Origin of the sequence: Marilutibacter maris (assembly GCF_006546735.2) — a bacterium.
Classification (GTDB): Bacteria; Pseudomonadota; Gammaproteobacteria; order Xanthomonadales; family Xanthomonadaceae; genus Marilutibacter; species Marilutibacter maris.
Window position 1 is genome coordinate 58125 of the sequence record NZ_VICD02000006.1, and the last position, 17364, is coordinate 75488.

The 17364-nt window shown below is 62.2% G+C and carries 15 protein-coding genes; 3 read left to right on the forward strand and 12 right to left on the reverse strand.

What is annotated here, in order from left to right; genetic code table 11:
* Nucleotides 1-36: 36 nt before the first annotated feature.
* From mobF to FKV24_RS00620, 3 genes are all read right to left on the reverse strand, one after another.
* Nucleotides 37-2799, reverse strand: a complete 2763-nt coding sequence (gene mobF / locus FKV24_RS00610; protein ID WP_141480791.1) for a MobF family relaxase — start codon at nt 2797-2799, stop codon at nt 37-39.
* Between the two features lie 35 nt (nt 2800-2834).
* A complete protein-coding gene (locus FKV24_RS00615; RefSeq protein ID WP_141480792.1) occupies nt 2835-3683 on the reverse strand; it encodes an ankyrin repeat domain-containing protein in 849 nt (282 codons plus the stop codon).
* A 74-nt stretch (nt 3684-3757) separates the two neighbouring features.
* Nucleotides 3758-5632 (reverse strand): type IV secretion system DNA-binding domain-containing protein, encoded by a 1875-nt coding sequence (locus tag FKV24_RS00620; protein WP_141480793.1) that lies wholly within the window; start codon nt 5630-5632, stop codon nt 3758-3760.
* 82 nt (nt 5633-5714) lie between these two features.
* Between FKV24_RS00620 and FKV24_RS00625 the strand changes: the two genes are divergently transcribed.
* Together FKV24_RS00625 and FKV24_RS00630 are read left to right on the forward strand one after the other, a co-directional pair.
* Entirely contained in the window at nt 5715-6542 is an 828-nt protein-coding gene (locus FKV24_RS00625) for a trypsin-like peptidase domain-containing protein (RefSeq protein ID WP_141480794.1), read from the forward strand.
* A gap of 116 nt (nt 6543-6658) precedes the next feature.
* Nucleotides 6659-7552, forward strand: a complete 894-nt coding sequence (locus FKV24_RS00630) for a hypothetical protein (protein WP_141480795.1) — start codon at nt 6659-6661, stop codon at nt 7550-7552.
* Here FKV24_RS00630 and FKV24_RS00635 read toward each other — a convergent pair.
* The 8 genes from FKV24_RS00635 to FKV24_RS00670 form a co-directional block, all read right to left on the reverse strand.
* Nucleotides 7546-8373 (reverse strand): murein L,D-transpeptidase catalytic domain-containing protein, encoded by an 828-nt coding sequence (locus FKV24_RS00635; protein ID WP_141480796.1) that lies wholly within the window; start codon nt 8371-8373, stop codon nt 7546-7548. The two genes, FKV24_RS00630 and FKV24_RS00635, sit on opposite strands and share 7 nt — an antisense overlap.
* On the reverse strand, nt 8370-9287 hold the full coding sequence (locus FKV24_RS00640) for a hypothetical protein (protein ID WP_141480797.1): 918 nt from the start codon (nt 9285-9287) through the stop codon (nt 8370-8372). The genes FKV24_RS00635 and FKV24_RS00640 overlap by 4 nt, the downstream gene beginning before the upstream one ends.
* 10 nt (nt 9288-9297) lie before the next feature.
* Nucleotides 9298-12270 carry a TraM recognition domain-containing protein gene (locus FKV24_RS00645; RefSeq protein ID WP_141480798.1) on the reverse strand — a complete coding sequence of 991 codons (2973 nt, stop codon included), beginning with the start codon at nt 12268-12270 and terminating at the stop codon, nt 9298-9300.
* 11 nt (nt 12271-12281) lie between these two features.
* Nucleotides 12282-13028, reverse strand: a complete 747-nt coding sequence (locus FKV24_RS00650) for a hypothetical protein (protein WP_141480799.1) — start codon at nt 13026-13028, stop codon at nt 12282-12284.
* Nucleotides 13029-13104: 76 nt separating this feature from the next.
* Nucleotides 13105-13968, reverse strand: coding sequence for a hypothetical protein (locus tag FKV24_RS00655; protein ID WP_141480800.1), 864 nt, complete (start codon nt 13966-13968; stop codon nt 13105-13107).
* A 5-nt stretch (nt 13969-13973) separates the two neighbouring features.
* Nucleotides 13974-14183, reverse strand: coding sequence for a hypothetical protein (locus FKV24_RS00660; RefSeq protein WP_141480801.1), 210 nt, complete (start codon nt 14181-14183; stop codon nt 13974-13976).
* A gap of 54 nt (nt 14184-14237) precedes the next feature.
* The gene (locus FKV24_RS00665; protein WP_141480802.1) at nt 14238-14876 is read right to left on the reverse strand and encodes a hypothetical protein; all 639 of its coding nucleotides are present in this window, start codon (nt 14874-14876) and stop codon (nt 14238-14240) included.
* A 31-nt stretch (nt 14877-14907) separates the two neighbouring features.
* A complete protein-coding gene (locus FKV24_RS00670; protein ID WP_141480803.1) occupies nt 14908-15327 on the reverse strand; it encodes a hypothetical protein in 420 nt (139 codons plus the stop codon).
* Nucleotides 15328-15659: 332 nt separating this feature from the next.
* On the opposite strand from FKV24_RS00670, the gene FKV24_RS00675 reads away from it, so the two are divergent.
* Entirely contained in the window at nt 15660-16799 is a 1140-nt protein-coding gene (locus FKV24_RS00675; protein ID WP_141480804.1) for an HNH endonuclease, read from the forward strand.
* Here FKV24_RS00675 and FKV24_RS00680 read toward each other — a convergent pair.
* Complete coding sequence (locus FKV24_RS00680) at nt 16796-17338, reverse strand: HEPN domain-containing protein (RefSeq protein ID WP_141480805.1); 543 nt, start codon at nt 17336-17338, stop codon at nt 16796-16798. The genes FKV24_RS00675 and FKV24_RS00680 overlap by 4 nt on opposite strands.
* Nucleotides 17339-17364 lie beyond the last annotated feature (26 nt).

A 17364-nucleotide genomic window follows, 5' to 3' on the forward strand; every position in this document is an offset into this window, starting at 1 on the left:
TCATAACGCGGTGAGCCGGGAAAGCCCTACCCCGGGCTACGGCTGCATCCCCTGCTGGCGGCGCAGCACCTGGTTGTAGTCCTGCTCCATGGTGGGTACACGCACAGTGGCCCGCTCCTGCCATAGGCCTTCCTGCGTAGCGTTCTGCTTCAAGTGATCCACACCGAGCTTGTTGCGGATCTGATCCAGCTCGATCTCAGAGCCGTACATGCGGAAACGCCCTCCCTTGAGCCGGGTGAAAGCCACCAGCGCCGACTGGTTGTCCATCATCTTGGGGTTGGCGAACAGAAACACGTCATCGACGCCCTGCCCCTGGGCGTCGTGGATGGTGCGGCAGTAGCCTGCCGCCAGGTGGTTGTATTCAGCCGTATCCACCGCCAGGGCGAAACTGGGCTGGCCGCTTCGGGCCACCCTCAGGTTCAGTGCCAGAGACCCCTTCTCGGTGCGGCTAAGCCCTTCCACCGTAGCCAAGTCGCCGTTGTTCACGCCTAAAACGCTGTCGTTCTTGGTGAAGCGCACACGCTCGCCCAAGGCCACGCTCATGTCGAACTCACGATCGCCATGTCGCCCCAGGAACGTGTGATCCTCTCCGGCCAGCTCGCTGCGCGCGCGTAGCTCTTGGCGCACCCGAAGCGTCAACGCCTGAATGTCAGCGTGGTCGGAGGCCATCAGAAGCTTGTTGTCGAAGGCATAAGGACTGTTCAACCAGTCGGACACGCAAGCGTCCATGGCTTGGTCGCGGGTGTCGAACCCATCGACGCAGCCGCGGTCCTCCAGCTTCTCGTAGATGGTCCTGCTCTTCTCGAACACCTCGCCCCTGGATTTGGGCCCACGGTTGTCCAAGATGACCCGGCCGCGCTCGTCACGGTCGTAGAGCAGGAATGCGATATCGCGGTCTTCGACGTTTTTCTGGCGCCGGATCTCAGTCAACTCAGCCTGACCCAGCTTCTCGGAGACCAAGGCCATGCCCGATCCGGCGCCAATGGGCTGGAGCTGCTTGGTATCGCCTTGAAGCAGGAGCTTCCCGCCTGCAGCGTCTACATAGCGCATAAGCTCGCGCACTTCCCATGTGGGCACCATTCCCGCCTCGTCGAGCACCACCACTGATTTGCTGGTGAGCGCGGGCATGTTGGCGGACAGCGACTTGCCGCTTTCCAGCCGGGACAACAGCTGCTTGATGTTGACGCTTTCCATCCCTGATTCTTCTTGCAACTTGCTAGCGGCCTTGTTGGACACACACACGCCGATCAGCTGCTGCCCGTTGGCCTCGAACGCCCGCTTGTAAACATCGGAAATCGTGGTCTTGCCGCTACCAGCCACACCCGCCAGTACCGCATGCCCGCCGGAGTCCGAACACAGGTGATACAGCCCGCTGGTTTGCTCCTGGGATAGCGTGAATCCCTTCTCCTGCTGGTAGTCGGCAATCGCTTGGGACAAGACGGTCTTGGGCACATGTACAGTCTGGTCGTTCTTTCGCTCTTCGGCTCGCCGCACCACTTCCTGTTCCCAGTCCACAACTTCTGACCATGCGAAGCGCGTCTCGGTGTAGCGGCGCGAAAGGACTTCGCCCTGATCCATGGCGTGCTGCCGCTCAGGCGCAATCTTGACCATGGTGTCTCGCAGCCGCTGCACGTCCTCCTGAATGTCTCGGGGGCTGTCGCCGGCCCGCGCTCGAAAGACTTCCCACCGAATGTCCGCGTCGGTGACCACTGCTTTGCTCTCGTGGAGCTTGGCCATGATCTGCTCATCAGTACGGCGGGGCGCCTGCACGTCCGCCCGCCCCAGATAGTGTTGGATCTCGACCTCCACGCCTTGGCCCTTGATCGACTCTTGCCACTGGGCAAACAGCTGCTCGGGCTCGGGCTCGTCCTTTGTCTTGCGGGTCTGGCGCCATGCCTGGTCGTGGGACATGCCGGTGGCCATGGCTTCGTAGATCTGGCGCTGCCGTTCGGAGAACAACAGCTCGGTGTCGCGACTGACACCAGCCACGCGCCAGGAGCGGATACCCGTGTCCTGCCCTTCCTTGTTCAGCTGGGCGTCCTGCTCAATTCCGAAGCCCAAACGGCGCATGTTCTCGGCCAGGTGCGACTGGTAGATGGCGTCGGCAGCCTTCTGGTGGCGGTACAGCTCGCTGCTCTCGAAGGTCGCCCACTTGCCATCCTCGCCTTGAGCCACGCCGAACAGAATGTTGTGGGTGTGGAGATGGAACCCGTTCTCCCGTTCGGTGGTGTGGTCACACGACACCCAGATAGGTCCGTTCACACCGATGTAGTTCTTGCTGCCCTTGCCGCGTCGGGTCTCGATGACGCCCGTCAGCATTTCCATGGCCTTGTCGTTGGCCTCGCGGTGCGCTGCCAAGATCGCACCACGCATCTCGGGATCGGAGATAGCGAACATCATGGACACGGATTTTGGGGGACTGAACTTGCAGTCGTACCCCACCTGGTGGCCACCCTCCCACTTCGTGATGGGCTGGCCGTTCTTGTCCAGGCGAGGCTGGCCATTGCGGTCGAGTTTGACCTTCTGCTCGGGTAGAACACCTGCGTTTTGGCACAGGGCAGTCTTCTGGCCGTCAGGGGAGTAGCCGGCGGCCAGATCCAGCATCTGTTCCTTGGTCACGGGCCTATCGATCAGGTCGAAGTAGGCCGCTCCGTGGCCACCCCAGCGCAGAGTGTCCTTCTCCATGCCTTTCTGGCCCACGTAGTAGCTCGTCAGCTGCTTGGTCTGCCACGCATAGTCCAGCATGGCGTCGCCGTACTTGTTGTGGCCTTGCGAGTTCAGGTCTTTGACGTTGAGCATGGCTTTCAGTGTCTCGGTAACACGTGGTTTGGCAACTACATCCGCTGAGCTAGCGCACCAGACTGCTCGCCCGTTCGCGCCACGACCGATCCAACCAACTCAGTGAGCCGGGCCCGGGTGTGGGAAACCAAGATATCCAGCACCTCCGATAGGTCCTCGAAGTACCCCATGTGGTTGTCCAAGCCCATGCTGTCTTCGGCAATCTGGCGTCGGACGACATCCACGGGCCGATACCCGTCACGGTCGGCAAGCTCGGGATCGGCGCCGGCGGCGAGCAGTGCCCGCACCACCCGGTGGTGCGCGGTGACAGCCGCAAGGAACATCGGCGTTCTGCCCTGTTTATCTTGAATGTCCACTGCGCATCTTGCTTTCAACAGACAAGCCACCTTCTCGTCCACGGGCTTGTGCCAGAACGATGAGCCGCTGAACATCGCCTCGTGGAGCGCGGTCCTCCCTGACTTGTTTCGGGCATTGATGTCTGCGCCGTACTCGATCAGGACACGTAGAACCTGCACAGACTGCGACGCACTCACTTCCGGGCCGATGGCGTAGTGGATAGGTCTCCGCCCTTCGATGTCGCTTCCATTGACCGCGACACCCGCATGGCACAACAGCCGCACAGCGCCCTCATGGCCACGTTCACACGCCAAATGAAGCGCGTTACGGCCTTGGATATCCGCAATGGTCAAGTCAGTTCTTTTATCAGCCAGCAGGGCATGTAGATGGTCGAGGTCTGACGCTTTCTGCAACACCGCTAGCAGAAGCGGAATCCGATCGAGGAGATCCGTGGCTCGAAAGCACGCATTGGGATCCGCCCCGTCACGCAGGTGCTGACGGAACTGTGGATACGGCAAGAGATGGCCGGTGGCAGTGAACAGCGACATGGAAGGCCTCGGGGAAGAAGGACCCTTCCATGGAAGCAGTCAGGCCGATTTCGGCAACCCCTGATCTTGCGAACTCAATGGCGAAACAGGTTCTCGATCTCTTCGCCGGAGTACGTCTTGCCCATGGGCTTGTCCGCCCACGTGCTCATCATCTTGTCTTCGGCGCGCTCGGGTTCCAGGCCTGCCGGACGCTGCGTCCACCGAGCGGGCAATTGGCCAGGCCGTCGGTCGGGCAGCTTCTGCCCGGGGAAGTCCAGCAGCAGAACATCCCCTCCCTGCTGGACCAGGGCGCGGATGATGAAGCCCGGATCGTTCCGCTTGGCGGGCGAGAAGCGCCACCACCAGCGCTCAGTCTTGCGGAAGCCCAGTTGGTCGGTGAACTGTGAGGGGTACACCACAGGCTTGCCGTCATTGGACAGACGGGCGCCGGGGCCGTGGTCCATGCGGGCCACGTTGTTGCTGCCCATCAGGCGCGATAGCTCGTCGCGCGTTTCACCCATCTGGATCTGGCAGATCACATGGGTGCCCACCATGCCTTGCAGCGCCTTGGTCAGGTGCTCGCCGTACAGCGATGGGGCGCGCAGCTGCGCCAAGTCCTGGGTGGCCAGCACGCACACGCAGCCCTTGGAACGCCCCTTATCCACGAGTGGCTGGAAGTTGATCTTGCCAATGGACGCCAGCTCATCGAGGAAGAAGCCCAGGAAGCGCCCCTCTTCGTTGTCGGGCAGCTGGGGCGAAATGATGGCGGGCACGGCGACGTTGACCATCGCTGCGATGTACGCCGACACCAAGCCCGCGTCGGGGCCGCTTTGCAGGATGACCTTTTTCGGGCCGTCGTATCCATCCATGGCCCAGTCGGTAATGGAGAACAGCCGCCGGCCCTTCAACCACGTGGCGTTCCACGCGGCTTCTTCCTTCTCTCCTGGCCATGGGGTCTCGGGCGTCAGGTCCTTGCCCACCTCGTAGTCTGGCCAGGCCCGCGCCAGATCGTCGATCACACGGGTGTAGCCCTGCAGGGTGGCCAGCACGTTGAAGCTGGTCTGGGAAGTAGGGTCGGAAATCAGCCCATGGGCCTTGCGGTAGTTCCTGTCCAGCACTGGGGCCATGTCCTTGGCCTTCATGGACACACGCTGCGCCAGATCCGTCCAGGTCCACCGCTGCGGCTTCTCGTTTTGCAACGACAGCACCACGCCAAGCAGGATTTGCCTGGCGGCCTGCGTCCAGAACTTGCCGCTCCCGCTGTCTTCCGGGATCAGGCTGTCGGCAAACGCGGCGGCCTGGGTGGCAGTGCGTACATCGCGGGCCACCCACCACACCCGGCTACGACGGTCGAATGGTGAGCAAACCGATGCGGGAAACTTGCTCGTCAGATCGCCTTTGACATCGTAGATCAGGCACTTCGCCTCGTTGTGCCGGAAGACTTGTCTCAGCAGCGCCAGCAGGATTTGCGTCTTGCCGCTACCCACAGAGCCGTACATCAGAATGTGGCGCGACAGCTGCTTCTTGGACAGCCACAGGTCGGGGTGCAGGTACATGCCGAACGTGTCGGCTTGGCGCTTAGCCTCTGAGGGTGAGCGTCGGCGCGCCTCGCGGACGGCCTCTTTCCCTTCCAAGAGCTTGGGGCCAGAGACTACCCACTGGTTGGCACGCGGGATGAGCCCAGTCCACGCCAAGCCACTACCCGCTGCCAGGCCTACGGCGGTGGCCACGGCCAGCGTAGACCAGTCGGACAGCCACTGCGGATTGTCGATCCGGGAGTAGAAGGCAGGATCCAGCGACAACGCGCGGATGGTATCGCGCACGCCCATCCCCCACCCCGCAACTGGGAGAAAACCTACCGCGCCCCCCAGAAAGCCATAAGCCAAGCCCAGGTCCCAGCGTCGAATTGGGACCGATGGGTCGATGTGCTTGCCCGGCGGGCCGAAGGCGTCGTAGACGGGAGGCTTCATCCCCAGCAGGATGAGCAGCCTGTCAAGTTTGTCCAGAACCGCAATACACTGAACATCAAGCTATCGACCTCTGATTTGAGCCATGAGCGACGAAATCGATGTGAACGACGGGGATAAGCACCCCTGGGGGAATCGGCACGATCTCCATTTCCTCTACCGGAAGTACGATCCATGCATCGTTCGCGTACAGGTCGATCTCCCTGACGGCGGCATAGGAAACGGGACCGCGTTTCACATTGGGGGTGGCACATTTGCTACCGCCGCACATGTTGTGCGGGGCTACGACAACCCCACGCTGTTTCAAGGAAACACGCGCCAAGACGAGACTGGCTGGCCAGTCACAGACATTCTTTATCACCCCGATGATGCAGATGTCGCCATTCTGGTATCGGACTTGTGGCGCGATCTATCGGTCAAACACACCAATGAGGAACGGGGCCATAGCACACCGGCTTCCCACATTGAGATACCTGAGATGTGGGGCGAGTGGATTGAGCAAAGCCTCATCCTGACCCGCGGCATATTCTGTGGTTATCCCGTCGTACCACGTTCTGACGGTGCCTACAAGCTGGCCGCTTCCGCAGAGATCCACACGGACATCAACCGCTACGATACGAGCGATGTTCATTTCGTGGTCTCTTCCACTGCACGAGGTGGCTTCAGTGGCGCACCGTTCATTAGCGAGTTTGACATGCTCCTCGGCATCGTCACGGAAGCCCTGTATGACGATGACTCACACCCGTACATGGCTGTCATTGCTATCGAGTCGATATACCCGATCCTCGAAAGGGAGGACGTGCTTCGAGGCCGACTGGAACACTACCTTGCGAGTTGGTCCGAACTTCATCGCTCGCTAGAGGCCCGCCTTGCTCTAGAAAGGCAGCAACGTTCGCTAAAGAGTACGTCCTAGCTCCAAATCTGCCCAGGCCTGCTCGCACTAATATCTAACTACTACGGGGAGGGTTCGATTTGACCTTAATTTTGATGGGACATGAGATTAGCCGTCGCGATGTCGGCGATAGATTCGTGTACGAACATGATGTCGACCGTCCCTTGGGACTTTTCGCCGTTGCAGATAGTGCGCTTACGAAGAAGCAAGAGCGCGGTGGTGAACCCACCCACTACCGCACGCTTCTGACCGGCCTTCGGAAAATTCACGAAGTTCGCATTCTTGTAATGCGTCCAGACCTGTCGCCAAGTGGATCCTTTGAAGGGCGCTATTTCGACAAGGCATACGAGGCGAGCGCTTTCATTGCGTTTGCAGGCAATGCCAACTCAGCACACCATGCGCTCAACATAATTCGCACGCACCTAGAACACCTGAAATTGAGCTTTCGATTTCCAAGACAACCCGGCGAACCAAAGGGCAACATCATTGTTAGAAGTTGCGAAACCAATCCAATGGAAACGATCGCTGCCGAGTTCGTAGACGATACGTTCTTTGGCGAACATGTCGACCGACTGTTCAACGCCGACTATTTTGCTTCGGTGGTGTCTCACTCAATTCAAGTGGCTTTGAAGTCTGTTTTGGAGTACTGCCATAACGACGATGAAATCCGGGATGCACTTGCCACCTTCGCATTCGGCGCTTGGTGTCCAGTCGAGCTGGTACACAAGCTCTATCATCTGGAACCAAAGCGTAAAGTAGTCGATGGTCGCTACCAACTGATAGCGTCACCGCGGCTCATACCCGAGAGAGAGGTGCTGGTGTTGGGTACTCCCGCCCTCAAAGCCACTCTTCCTATCCAGGCGACGTATGACAACGCATTGGCCGCGGACCAGTCGCCGGCAGAAGAGCTACGCAAACTTCTGGACGGAGCGATTGACCAAAACCATGCGGCCTTCACTGGATTCCCCGTCAATCGCCCCCTGGCGCTATATCGCTTCAAGGAGGGGTTCCTGAAGCGCCCCGGTCAATAACGCAGCGTCCAACGCTCGCCCGCGGCCTCGGCTAGGATCGGCTGCGTCATCCACCAGAACTGGCCAGCCGTCAGATTCGGGCAGTGGCCGGTGGCCTCCACCTCGAAGTACGGGTTGTAGTTGTCCGATGTGTCCGGCTTCCACTGCGGCTTTGCCGGCAACTTCGGCTGCCACGGCCAGCGGAACCGATGGCGCGCCTTACTGCCGGAGCAAGACGCAATAGCCTCGGCCAACCCAGCCTGGTCGCCCTCGATCCATAGCACCGCATTGTCCAGGCCGCGTTCGTTCAACTGGTCCATGACGGCGTACGAGACAGCAGGGCACCCCTCGGAATGTCCTGCCCAGCCCGAGCGCACGTAGCTGGCCGGGTGAAGCACCACCGCCCGCTCCCGGGCCGCGTCGTTGAAGCCGACCATCAGGCCATCCAGCCGGCGACGGGTGCTGCCGTCTCTGGTGTTCTGGTACGCCTCAGACACCGCGTATAGCCCCACACTGGTCATCAGTGAGCCAGGCGTGTTGGAGAACACCGATGCCCGTCCCGAACGGTTGGGATCGGAGCCACGGCCATGGGCCACTTCCGTGCGCAACACCACTTCGGACGTGCGTGGGTCGATGGCCCACAAGCGTTGGGCGGAGCTGGGCAGGCGCATGTCGGCAACGATCAGCAGTGTGGGATCTCGCCCCAGCTTCCGGGAGCAATCCAACGCCTGCTGGGCATGCGCGTGCGTGGCGCGCGACATGCCTTCGATGTGTTCAGGCACCTTCGCCTGGGCGTAGCCGCCCACCACCAGCATGGCAATCAAGGTGGCCCGGATGATCATTGCTGGTACGTCCGTCGCTGGGTTTCGACTTGGGCTGGCGCCTCTTGACGCTGGCGGCGCTCCTGCTGCTGTGCCTCCTGGACCTCGGCGTGGTAAGCGTTCAAAGCCTCCACCCGGGGGGCGGCGTCTTCGGTTCTGCCCTTGCCCATGGCTTGGTGTTCCACTTCGGCCTGCTCGGACCGCTGCTTGACTTGCTCGGCGGGGAGTTGGGACATCTCCTTGTGAAGCTGCGCGATACCGTCCTCGGGAGTGGCGAAGTTCAAAAGCGACAGACGCGTGCGCCGGGGTGCTCCCGCGGCGGCCTGCTCCTGGGCCTCTGGGGAGGCCTGCGGCGTCGGCTGAACTGACGCAGCTTGCTGCGCGCGCTGCTCCTGGGCTTGGGCCTCTTTCATCTTCTGCTGCTGCGCCGCTTGCCGCTGCTCAATTTCCAGTCCAGCGCGGGTCTGGAGGTAGTCCTCCCTGGCCACCACGTTGTTGCCGGCTTTGGCAGCCCAGGCTTCGTAGTCCCCGCCGTAGCGTTGTTCGGCGGCGTGGAAGAACTTCTGAGTGCTCTCCCCACGACGCTGCTCCAACGATAGGTCGAACCACTTGTTGTTGGTCATGGCGTGCTGACCAAAGGAAGGCTCACGGTCGATGCGCCACATGTCGGCCTGGTTGGCCTCCCACATGCGCTGCTCTTTCTCGGTGGGCCGGACCAAGGCGTCGTTCGGGTTCGACTTGTGGGCGTGGTAGGCCTCGCGGTCGTTGCCGCGAAACACCTCCAGACGCTTCCACTGCTGGTCGTCTTTTGGCGCCATTTCATCGAAGCGGCGCAACTGGGTGTCGGGGTCAGCAGCAAACGCCAGGTTGTAAGCCCCTTCGTACTTCTTATAGCGTCGGCCCAAAGACAGATCGTTCTCGTGGTTGTTTGACATGGGGGGCTCCTTAGGATTGGGTTAGGGCAGTGGACTTGGCGGCTTGAATGGCCTTCATGCGACGCCCGAACTCCTTGGTGCCGATGTATTCCATCTTTGCGAAGTCGATGCGGGGATGGCCGGCGCGGTTGATGTACAAAAGCGCGTTGCTCTCTTCCATCAAGTTTCCGGCCAAGTCCGTCTTCTCGATGATCGGGCCTTCCTCGTACTTGCCGCTGCTGTACACGGGGAAGTAGTTCTGCTCTTGCAGCTCCTCCACCGGGATACGCCGCGCCAGGCCCATGTAGTTCTTCAAGCCCTGGATCACGACCTGCAGCCTGGTCGAGCCACGGCGCGCCATGTCGCGGAAGCGCCACGCCGACGGGTGGTTGCGGTCGGTGTAGGCGGACGCGTAGATCATGTCCACCGTGCGGCTGGTATCCACGGTCTCCTGCACGCTGACCGTCAGTTTCCTCTTCATGGTCACGCCCGCGTCCCGCTGGATGTAGTCGTAGGTCTTGGGTGAGGCCTCGAAGATGATCCGCGAGCGGAAGTTGTACAGGAACGCACCCTTGGCATCGTCGCTGGGCAAGATGGTGTCCAGACTCTCGTAGTTCTGGGTGGCATAGACCATTTGCACACCCATTGAGCGGCCCACAGCGACCATCTTCACGTCGGCCGGAGACACCAGGTCCTGGCACTCGTCCTTAATCACCACGACGTAGGACTGGCCCGTCTTCTCCTGCCACTCATCGCCGTACCGCTCGTTGCGCTCACGGGCTGCGTCAAAAACGCGCTTCTCGATGAGCTTCTGGATGACCTTGGCAGTCTTGCCGTAGCGGTCGGACAGGTTCAGGCCCACCTTCTTGCCGTAGAGGCACTGCAGAACGTCCTCGCCCTCTTCGGTGTGCGACCAGGCCTCGTCGCCGTGATCCACACCCCCGATCATGCTGCCGCGCAGCTCGTCGTTTTGCATGAAGCCCTGTAAGTCTTTGTCGATGTTCATCAAGAAAGACTGGCGCTGCTCTTCGGTCTTGCCCTGGAACCAGGGCACGGTGAAGAAGTAGATCGCGTTGGACAGCACGCGGCTCTCGTCGGCCAAGTGGGGATGGATGGACTCGGGCTCGAGCTCCACGCGCTGGTTGAACAGCGCATCGTCCTCGCCTTCCTTCCTGACCTGGAAGCCCAGGTAGTCGAACAGGGCCATGGCCTTGTCGCTGGGACGCCAGATACCATCAGTGCCCTTCACACCCGAGCCCAGCGTGTTGATGATCTTGCTGTATGCAGCAGGAGCCCAGCGGTAGGCGCGCCCTGCTTTGAGCTTGGCCATCAGGGTCCGGGCCAAGGTAGCCTCGGCCTTCAAGCGAGCGTTGACGACCGTGAGATCGGACTTGCTTCGCTCCAACAGGATCTTCTGGGCGACCAACCGCTCGATGCGCAGACCGATCGCGTTAAGCTCCCGCTCGTCCGCCGCACGGCGCACCTTCTCGTGCGCCACCAATGCTTCGAGGATGGCCGAACCGTAGCGGTGCGCTTGCCCTGCCACCTGCACCCAGATCGATCCTTCGTCCTCCATCGACGCGTTGTTCGCCTCGGCAAACGCCTGGGTGAGCGTGAGTGAAGTCAGGCCCTGGAAGGGCGCGAACTTGATGCCTGGCTCGATGATCAGGTCGTACCAGGGGCGGGTGTCGGCGACCAGAGCCCATTTGCCGTCGGCAACCAGTGCACCGATAGGCATTCCGAGCTGGGCCAGTTCCAGCATGAGTTTGCGGATGGCCTGGGTCTTGCCCTTACCAGTCTTGCCGAACAAGAACAGGTGGGTCTTCAGATCCTCCACGGTCATGCCCATGACCTGACCGGGGTCCGGGGCCAGCGACAGGTTGTACCTCGCCTGGACACCCAACGCCGTCCCTAGTGTCAGGAACGGAGTCTTGTCGCGGAAGGCGCTTCGGATCTGCTGCATCCGGAACGAGGAAGTCTTGCCCAGCATGTTGGCCGAGCCGTGGACCGAACCAGCACCGCGCTTGGTCATGAGGTCGAAGAACGCGGTCCGGGCGTTGTAATTTCCGGCGGTGTAGTACAGCGGGTACGCACAAGCCACTACGAACCAGCTAAGGGGCTTGACCCAGTTCAACGACGGGGGAAGCAGGCCCAGGGCGTAGTTCATCCCGAACAGCGTGCCCACCACCATCATCACGTGAGCAACCTTGGAGAACAGGGACGACACTGCAGGGCTCTTGCCACTGGAAGCCAGCCCCTTGGCAAAGGCGACGATGGCTCCGATGGTCACGCCCCCGATGAGCATGGCCTTGCCGCTGAGCTGGAAGGGCACGTCGCCCGACAGGCCCGCAGCCATCAGCGGAACGCCACCGGACAGGGCCAGCACCTTGGCTAGGGTTCCCGCACCTTCTGCTTGGTACAAGGCGTAGGCGTGCAGGGCCAGCAGCGGTCCGGTGACTGCCAAGGCCATGCCCGGGCCCACAACGGGGAACTGCGACATGGCGTAGCCACCCGCAAACAGCACCGGGAAGGCCGCCATAAGAAAGGACGTGGCCGTGCTGTCGTTGCCCCGCACCAGGTCTTCTGGGGCGATGTAGCCGTTGGTAGGCCGTCCATCGCGAGTCAGGTGCCAGTTCAGATCCATCGACACCAGATCTGGCGGCGCCTTGGGGAACCAGTTCTTGAACACCCAGCGCTCGTCGTCCAGCAGGTTCGGCATGAAGAACTGGCCGGCCTTCTCCACAGCCCCGAGCTCGCGCAACTTCTCGTGGTGTTCCGGCTCAACATTGACCAAGGGCTCGCCCACGCGAACCGGGGCCAGGTTGATCAGGTCTTCGCCCTGGGTGATGTAGTCGAACCGCTCTTGGGCCCGGTCATAGACCCAGGAATTGCGGCTGGTCTTGCCGGCGATAGCCTCCTGGCGGCGCAGGATCACATCCCGAATCCCGTAGGCCAGTTTGTTGAACAGGTTCAGCGTGTCTTGGGGAACGGCAGGTACTTGCATGGGGGAAGTCCTTATTTCAGGCGCGCTTCGAGCTCGGCGCCATAGGTGGGGTAGCAGTGGTTGCGGAAGATCAGCTCATCGACCCAGGTGTGTGAGCCGCCATCGTCCAGCTGCTTGTTGAGCTGGACACCGGCCTTGGTGCAGTCGTCCAGCGACCAGGTCTTGGCCACCTTCTCGATGTCAGCCCGCTTGTCAGCACAGCCCTGCTGGAGCGCCGTATAGCGGTCGCGTTTCTGGTCGGTCTTGCGATCGCGCAGATCCGACACCTCGTCAATGCACTTCTGGGCGGAATAGCCAGCGATATCCGCAGCCCACTGCTTCATCAACGTGTCGCGCTTGGCCGCGTACTCGCGGGCTTCCTCAGCAGCGACTTCGGCTTTGTGCTTGGCCCACCTGGCCTCAATACCCGACGCTGCTTTGTTGACGCCTGCCCCCAGTCCATACAGCGCCAGCACCAGGCAGGCGGAGTAGAGGAACGCCCGCACGGCAGCCCACTTTTCTTCTTCGTCCCGCAGCTGGGCTGCTTTCAACTGCCCCACTTCCCACTTGACCATCCGCTTCTCGGGCAAACGGTCTTCGTGGTGGTCGAACCAGGTCCGCACGATCCGCTCGCGCACCTCGATGGGCGCTTGCTTGGGAAGGTCATCCACCTTGGGACCACCGATGAAGAGGTAGCCGTAGAGCTTGAGGACGTACGAGGCAAACCACTTGCCTGGCTTGCCACGACGTAAGTGAGGGAAGAGAAGTCGGAGAATCATTGGGCTTGGGGGAAGTCGGGGGAATGATTTCAAGCTAATGCGGAGGACGATTTCGGCAACCCCTGAACTTGCGAGTTCATAGGCGCTTTTCTAAATCGTCCAACTTGTCCAGTGCGTCGTCCTGCCATGTGGGCGCAGGCTGGACCGCGGGCTTCGTTCTCTGTGGCTTCTTCGCTGCCGGTTTCGGCGCAGGTTTGGCCAAGGCGGCTGGCGTGGGCTCGGGAGCCGGTGCTGACACTTCCTTGGTCTCTGCGATCGGCGCTACTGGCAAGACCGGGGCAGCCGGGGCTTCGACGGGTGGGGGCGCGTCCGGCTCTACCACCAAAGAAACAACGGGCGGTTCATCGGCGACTGGCTCCAGCGCTTGGGCAGGTACCGGCACCGGCGTCGGCAACGACTCCTTGTTACTAGAGCCGTACAGCAGCCAGCTAACAGCGCCGACCGCCAACACGGCCGCGCTACCTACCCAGTACCAACGTCGGCTTGGCGCAGCACCAGAGGCAGCCTCGGGCAACGCTCCAATGGGTGTCAGTGTGGTGGCCGCTGGAGGCGCGGACGCTGCCGCCTGCTCAGGCTGCAGTTCGGGTTCCGGCGCCACCTCGGGGGCAGCTTCGACCTCTACCTCCGGCTCCGGGGAAAGATCGACCGAAGCCATGACCTCTGCGTCGGTGAAGAGTTGGGACGCCTCCTCCGGTACAGCCGGCGCGTCTTCGTGCTCAACGGTGGACACCACTACCGGGTCGGACTCGGACTCAAGTACAGCCTCAGCCACCTCGTCAGCCTCGGGCTCTATGACAGGGGCCGGCTCTGGATCTACCGACGGCGGGCGCGAAAGTAGGCCAGCGTTGCGCAGGCCATCCGCTAGGTTCGGCACTGCGGGACGTGCCGGCGTCGTCGGAGACACCGGAAGGTCGTCCAAGTCGGAGAACAGGTCGTCCATGGCGATTAGCGCTCCTCGCCTTCGCTGCCCACGAAGGTCGGGGCAGCGGCCACGTCGGCGTAGAGAAGGTCAAGTTCCTCTGGCGTGTAGCCCTGGAACGGAGCTGGATCGGCCGGCAGTTTGACGGGCTGCTCCAAGAAGAACGCACGGATGTCTTCGGCAGTCAGATCCTCAAAGGGAGCTGGATGGGCGGTGAGTTGAATGGTGCTGCGCATGGGGAAGTACTCGCGAAAGTGACCGGCCTCGCTGCCGAGGCCGGCCAGTGGTGGTTAGGTGAGATCGGGCACCGGTGTGATGACCAGCTGCGGCTTGCCCTGCCCGCACTTGTCGATGGCCTTGGCCGGCGGGAAGGTGTCGCGGACTGACAGTTCGGCCAGGGGGATCTGGCAAGCGCGCATGTCGCGACCTTCCGCGGCAATCGTTAGCGGCTCCTTGGAGCGCTTCGCCAGGGCCGAGATCTTGTCGAGCACGGCGACGGTCTGCGGATCGCGGGCGGACATGCTGGCCGGGTCGTAAGCGATGACCACGCTGTCCAAGGCTTCTACCCTCTCGCCTGACTGGGCGGTGGCCTCCTTCGTGGCAACAGTGGCCGTCATGCCGGCGGCCTGCGCCTGGGCGGCCAGCTCGCGCGCCTCGTCCATCTGCTTGCGGTAGCTGGCCACCGAGCCGACGGCCGCGCCGACCGCACACGCGGCGACGGCCTTGTCCTTCTTACCCGACAGCAGGGCGACGGCGCCGCCGGTCAGGCAGCCAAGGCCACCCGCCTTCCACAAGCGCTTCTTGTCGGCCTTGGGCTTGTCTGCCTTGGCCGTTTCGGTTGGGGGTGAAGTTGCGTCCTGGGCCATGGCCGGAGCAACGGACGTTGCCAGCATGGCTGCGACGGACAGGGAGACGATCAGGTTTTTCATGTGGGCAGTTCCTTGGGGCGGGGGAGATGGGTCAGCCAAGCGGCGGGGGTGAGCTGGATCGGTACGAGGGTTTGGCACCCATCGCTTGCATGGCTTCGGCTTGGCCGTGTTGCCGGCCGACCTCGACCGCGACCTTCACGGCGTTGATCTGCTGCTCGTTTAAGTCGTTGAGGAAGCGGTGGAACAGGCCGCGAAGTTCTTCCTGGCGCTCGGCGATGAGGGCGACGGCCTCGGCGACTTTGGCCGCCTCGCCTCGCAGGTCAGCGCGCAAGTCAGCGCGCAGTTCAGTTGCAAAGGCGCGCAGCGCTTCGCGCGGATCAGGTGTGTCCAACGCTGTGTCGGCGGCACGCTTCAGGAACGCGGGGAGCGACAGGGCGCGTTCGTCGGCTGCGCTCTGGAAGCGTTCGGCCTCGTCGCCCTTTAACCACACTGAGATTGTTTTGCCTGCCACGTTCGTTCACTCACACAGTTGGATATCGACTCCATCCAAGCTATGAAGCAAATGCGGACTGGCAAGACCCGACTAATGGAACTGCGAACGCAACAGCAAAGCTGTTTCGCGCTGTTTTGCGCCAGAAACCTAATGGAAGACCATTAGGCGCCGAAAGGCAGGCGGCTCAAGGGCTTGCATGGCCTCTCGGGGCCATTTCCGTTAGGGCCGTCAAATCCGATAGGAGCGTGTTGTCCATGCGCTGACCTCTGCTTTGCGCTCGCGTCGTCGCTCTTCCGACAGCCACGCAAACAGTCGTCAGCCGCCCGCTTCTCGCCAATGAGCTCGCGCCGTTGTTTTTCGCGACCAGTGCGCCCCATGCACTCCACAGCAGCAATCATCGTGTCGTTGCTCGCGCTGCCCTTGCCAACCTCGCAAGCCGCGCCACACTCAATGCAGTGCCACTCTTCCTCCAACCAATGACGCCCGTCTGCCCTACTGCGACGCTCGCCGACTTCCAACAAGCCATCGACTCACTCGATGTTCCGCACAGCGCCACCCTGCCCCTCTACGCTCGCCGCCGTGTCCTTGAGGCTGCAGGTGATCGCTGCCCTCTTTGTCGCCAGCCCTACATCCGCGACGTTCCGCGCTCGTTCTCCGCGCCCGTCATTGCCACGTGCGTCCATCCTTTCCTGGGCGGGCCGCTGACTGCCGAGAACGCGTTCGCGTGCTGTCGCCGCTGCCAGCAGTCTCGCGCGTCCTCAGACCTTCTGACCGTCGCTGAACTTCCTGAATGCTTGCGCGAGCAACGCGCCCGCATCCTCCTGCTGTCGCACAACCATCTCGTGCCACTGCCTTCGTCCGTGTCGCTGCCTGCTTACCGGGAAGCCCTGCGAGCCCGCCACGCGATGCCGCGCTCGCGGGTCTACGCCGCCCAAGCCGACGATGGAATTGGCATGCTGGGAGTATCCAGCCGCTACGGCGACAAGCAGTCCAAGGGGCTGGCGAACCTGCTCGCCCGCCTGGCAGGCAAGCCCCTGGCACGCGAGAAGCGGCGGGCCGTCTACCTGTTGACCGACGACGATTTCCGCCGCGTCGTGTGGCAACTCATCGACGCCAACGCTTGGGTCGTGGGCGTGGGACGCCGCACCGAACTGCGCGATTTCCTGGACCACTGGTGGCTGACTTCGGCCAGCGTCAGTGAGCTGCGCCGGGGGACGCCAGGCGGTGTGAGCGTGCCATCACCCGTGCTGGAAGCGCGCCCCGTCAAGCCCAGCACCGAGCGTATGCGGCGCCTGGCCGCACGAAGGAGGGCCGCCCAGGAGCGCGCAGAGGCCGAGCGAGAGTACGAAGAGGCGAACGCCGCCATGGAGGCCGTGCTGTCAGCTCGTCGCCGGCAGAAGGCCTTCCCGACCGACCCGGAGCTGGAGGTGGAAGTGCTGGCCAGGTATGGGCGGGCCAGCCGGCGGTTGAACGCGGCCTTGGGCTACTAGGCCGACTTAGCCAGCGCCGCGTCCGTGGCCACGACCAGCTGACGGATGAAATGGATATGGCGACGCAGGTCGTCCCGAGACACCGCATGCTTGGTCGGCGTGCCGTTGGCAGGTCGCCACGAACGATGGGCAATGTCCCCGCGCTTCTTGGCCAGCCGGTTCAACTCGTTTCGGGCGGCGGCCGGCTCCATCATGTTCCACCGCCAGGACTCGGTGATGTCCACGCCCAGGTACTTCTGGAATAGCGGTCTGACACGGTCGGTCGATGGGGTGTGGAAGTACTTCAAGTCGTTGGCCAGGCTGTCCCGCATGAACTGCGGCAGGTGTCCGTCTCCGGTGCCTGCGATGGCATCCACGGCCTCAACCAGCCGGTCCTCGAAATAGGTTTCGAGTGCCGCCAGCGCCATGACCAAGCTGGCCCGCTTCAAGACTTCGTTCTCTGGCGGTGGCGGCTGGGAGTTCAGTTTGTCGAAGTGGTTGACCAGGTCGACCGCGTCCTGGATGGCGTGGTCGAAGGTCAGGCTGGCTCTCGATGGCATGACTATTCAGGTTCCCCTATCGGCCC

Bases quoted from the DNA above. Each gene is read 5' to 3' on its own strand.
- FKV24_RS00615 (WP_141480792.1), bottom strand. From the start codon at position 3,683: ATGTCGCTGTTCACTGCCACCGGCCATCTCTTGCCGTATCCACAGTTC.
- FKV24_RS00645 (WP_141480798.1), bottom strand. From the start codon at position 12,270: ATGCAAGTACCTGCCGTTCCCCAAGACACGCTGAACCTGTTCAACAAA.
- mobF (WP_141480791.1), bottom strand. From the start codon at position 2,799: ATGCTCAACGTCAAAGACCTGAACTCGCAAGGCCACAACAAGTACGGC.
- FKV24_RS00625 (WP_141480794.1), top strand. From the start codon at position 5,715: ATGAGCGACGAAATCGATGTGAACGACGGGGATAAGCACCCCTGGGGG.
- FKV24_RS00635 (WP_141480796.1), bottom strand. From the start codon at position 8,373: ATGATCATCCGGGCCACCTTGATTGCCATGCTGGTGGTGGGCGGCTAC.
- FKV24_RS00660 (WP_141480801.1), bottom strand. From the start codon at position 14,183: ATGCGCAGCACCATTCAACTCACCGCCCATCCAGCTCCCTTTGAGGAT.
- FKV24_RS00640 (WP_141480797.1), bottom strand. From the start codon at position 9,287: ATGTCAAACAACCACGAGAACGATCTGTCTTTGGGCCGACGCTATAAG.
- FKV24_RS00665 (WP_141480802.1), bottom strand. From the start codon at position 14,876: ATGAAAAACCTGATCGTCTCCCTGTCCGTCGCAGCCATGCTGGCAACG.
- FKV24_RS00680 (WP_141480805.1), bottom strand. From the start codon at position 17,338: ATGCCATCGAGAGCCAGCCTGACCTTCGACCACGCCATCCAGGACGCG.
- FKV24_RS00650 (WP_141480799.1), bottom strand. From the start codon at position 13,028: ATGATTCTCCGACTTCTCTTCCCTCACTTACGTCGTGGCAAGCCAGGC.
- FKV24_RS00620 (WP_141480793.1), bottom strand. From the start codon at position 5,632: ATGAAGCCTCCCGTCTACGACGCCTTCGGCCCGCCGGGCAAGCACATC.
- FKV24_RS00655 (WP_141480800.1), bottom strand. From the start codon at position 13,968: ATGGACGACCTGTTCTCCGACTTGGACGACCTTCCGGTGTCTCCGACG.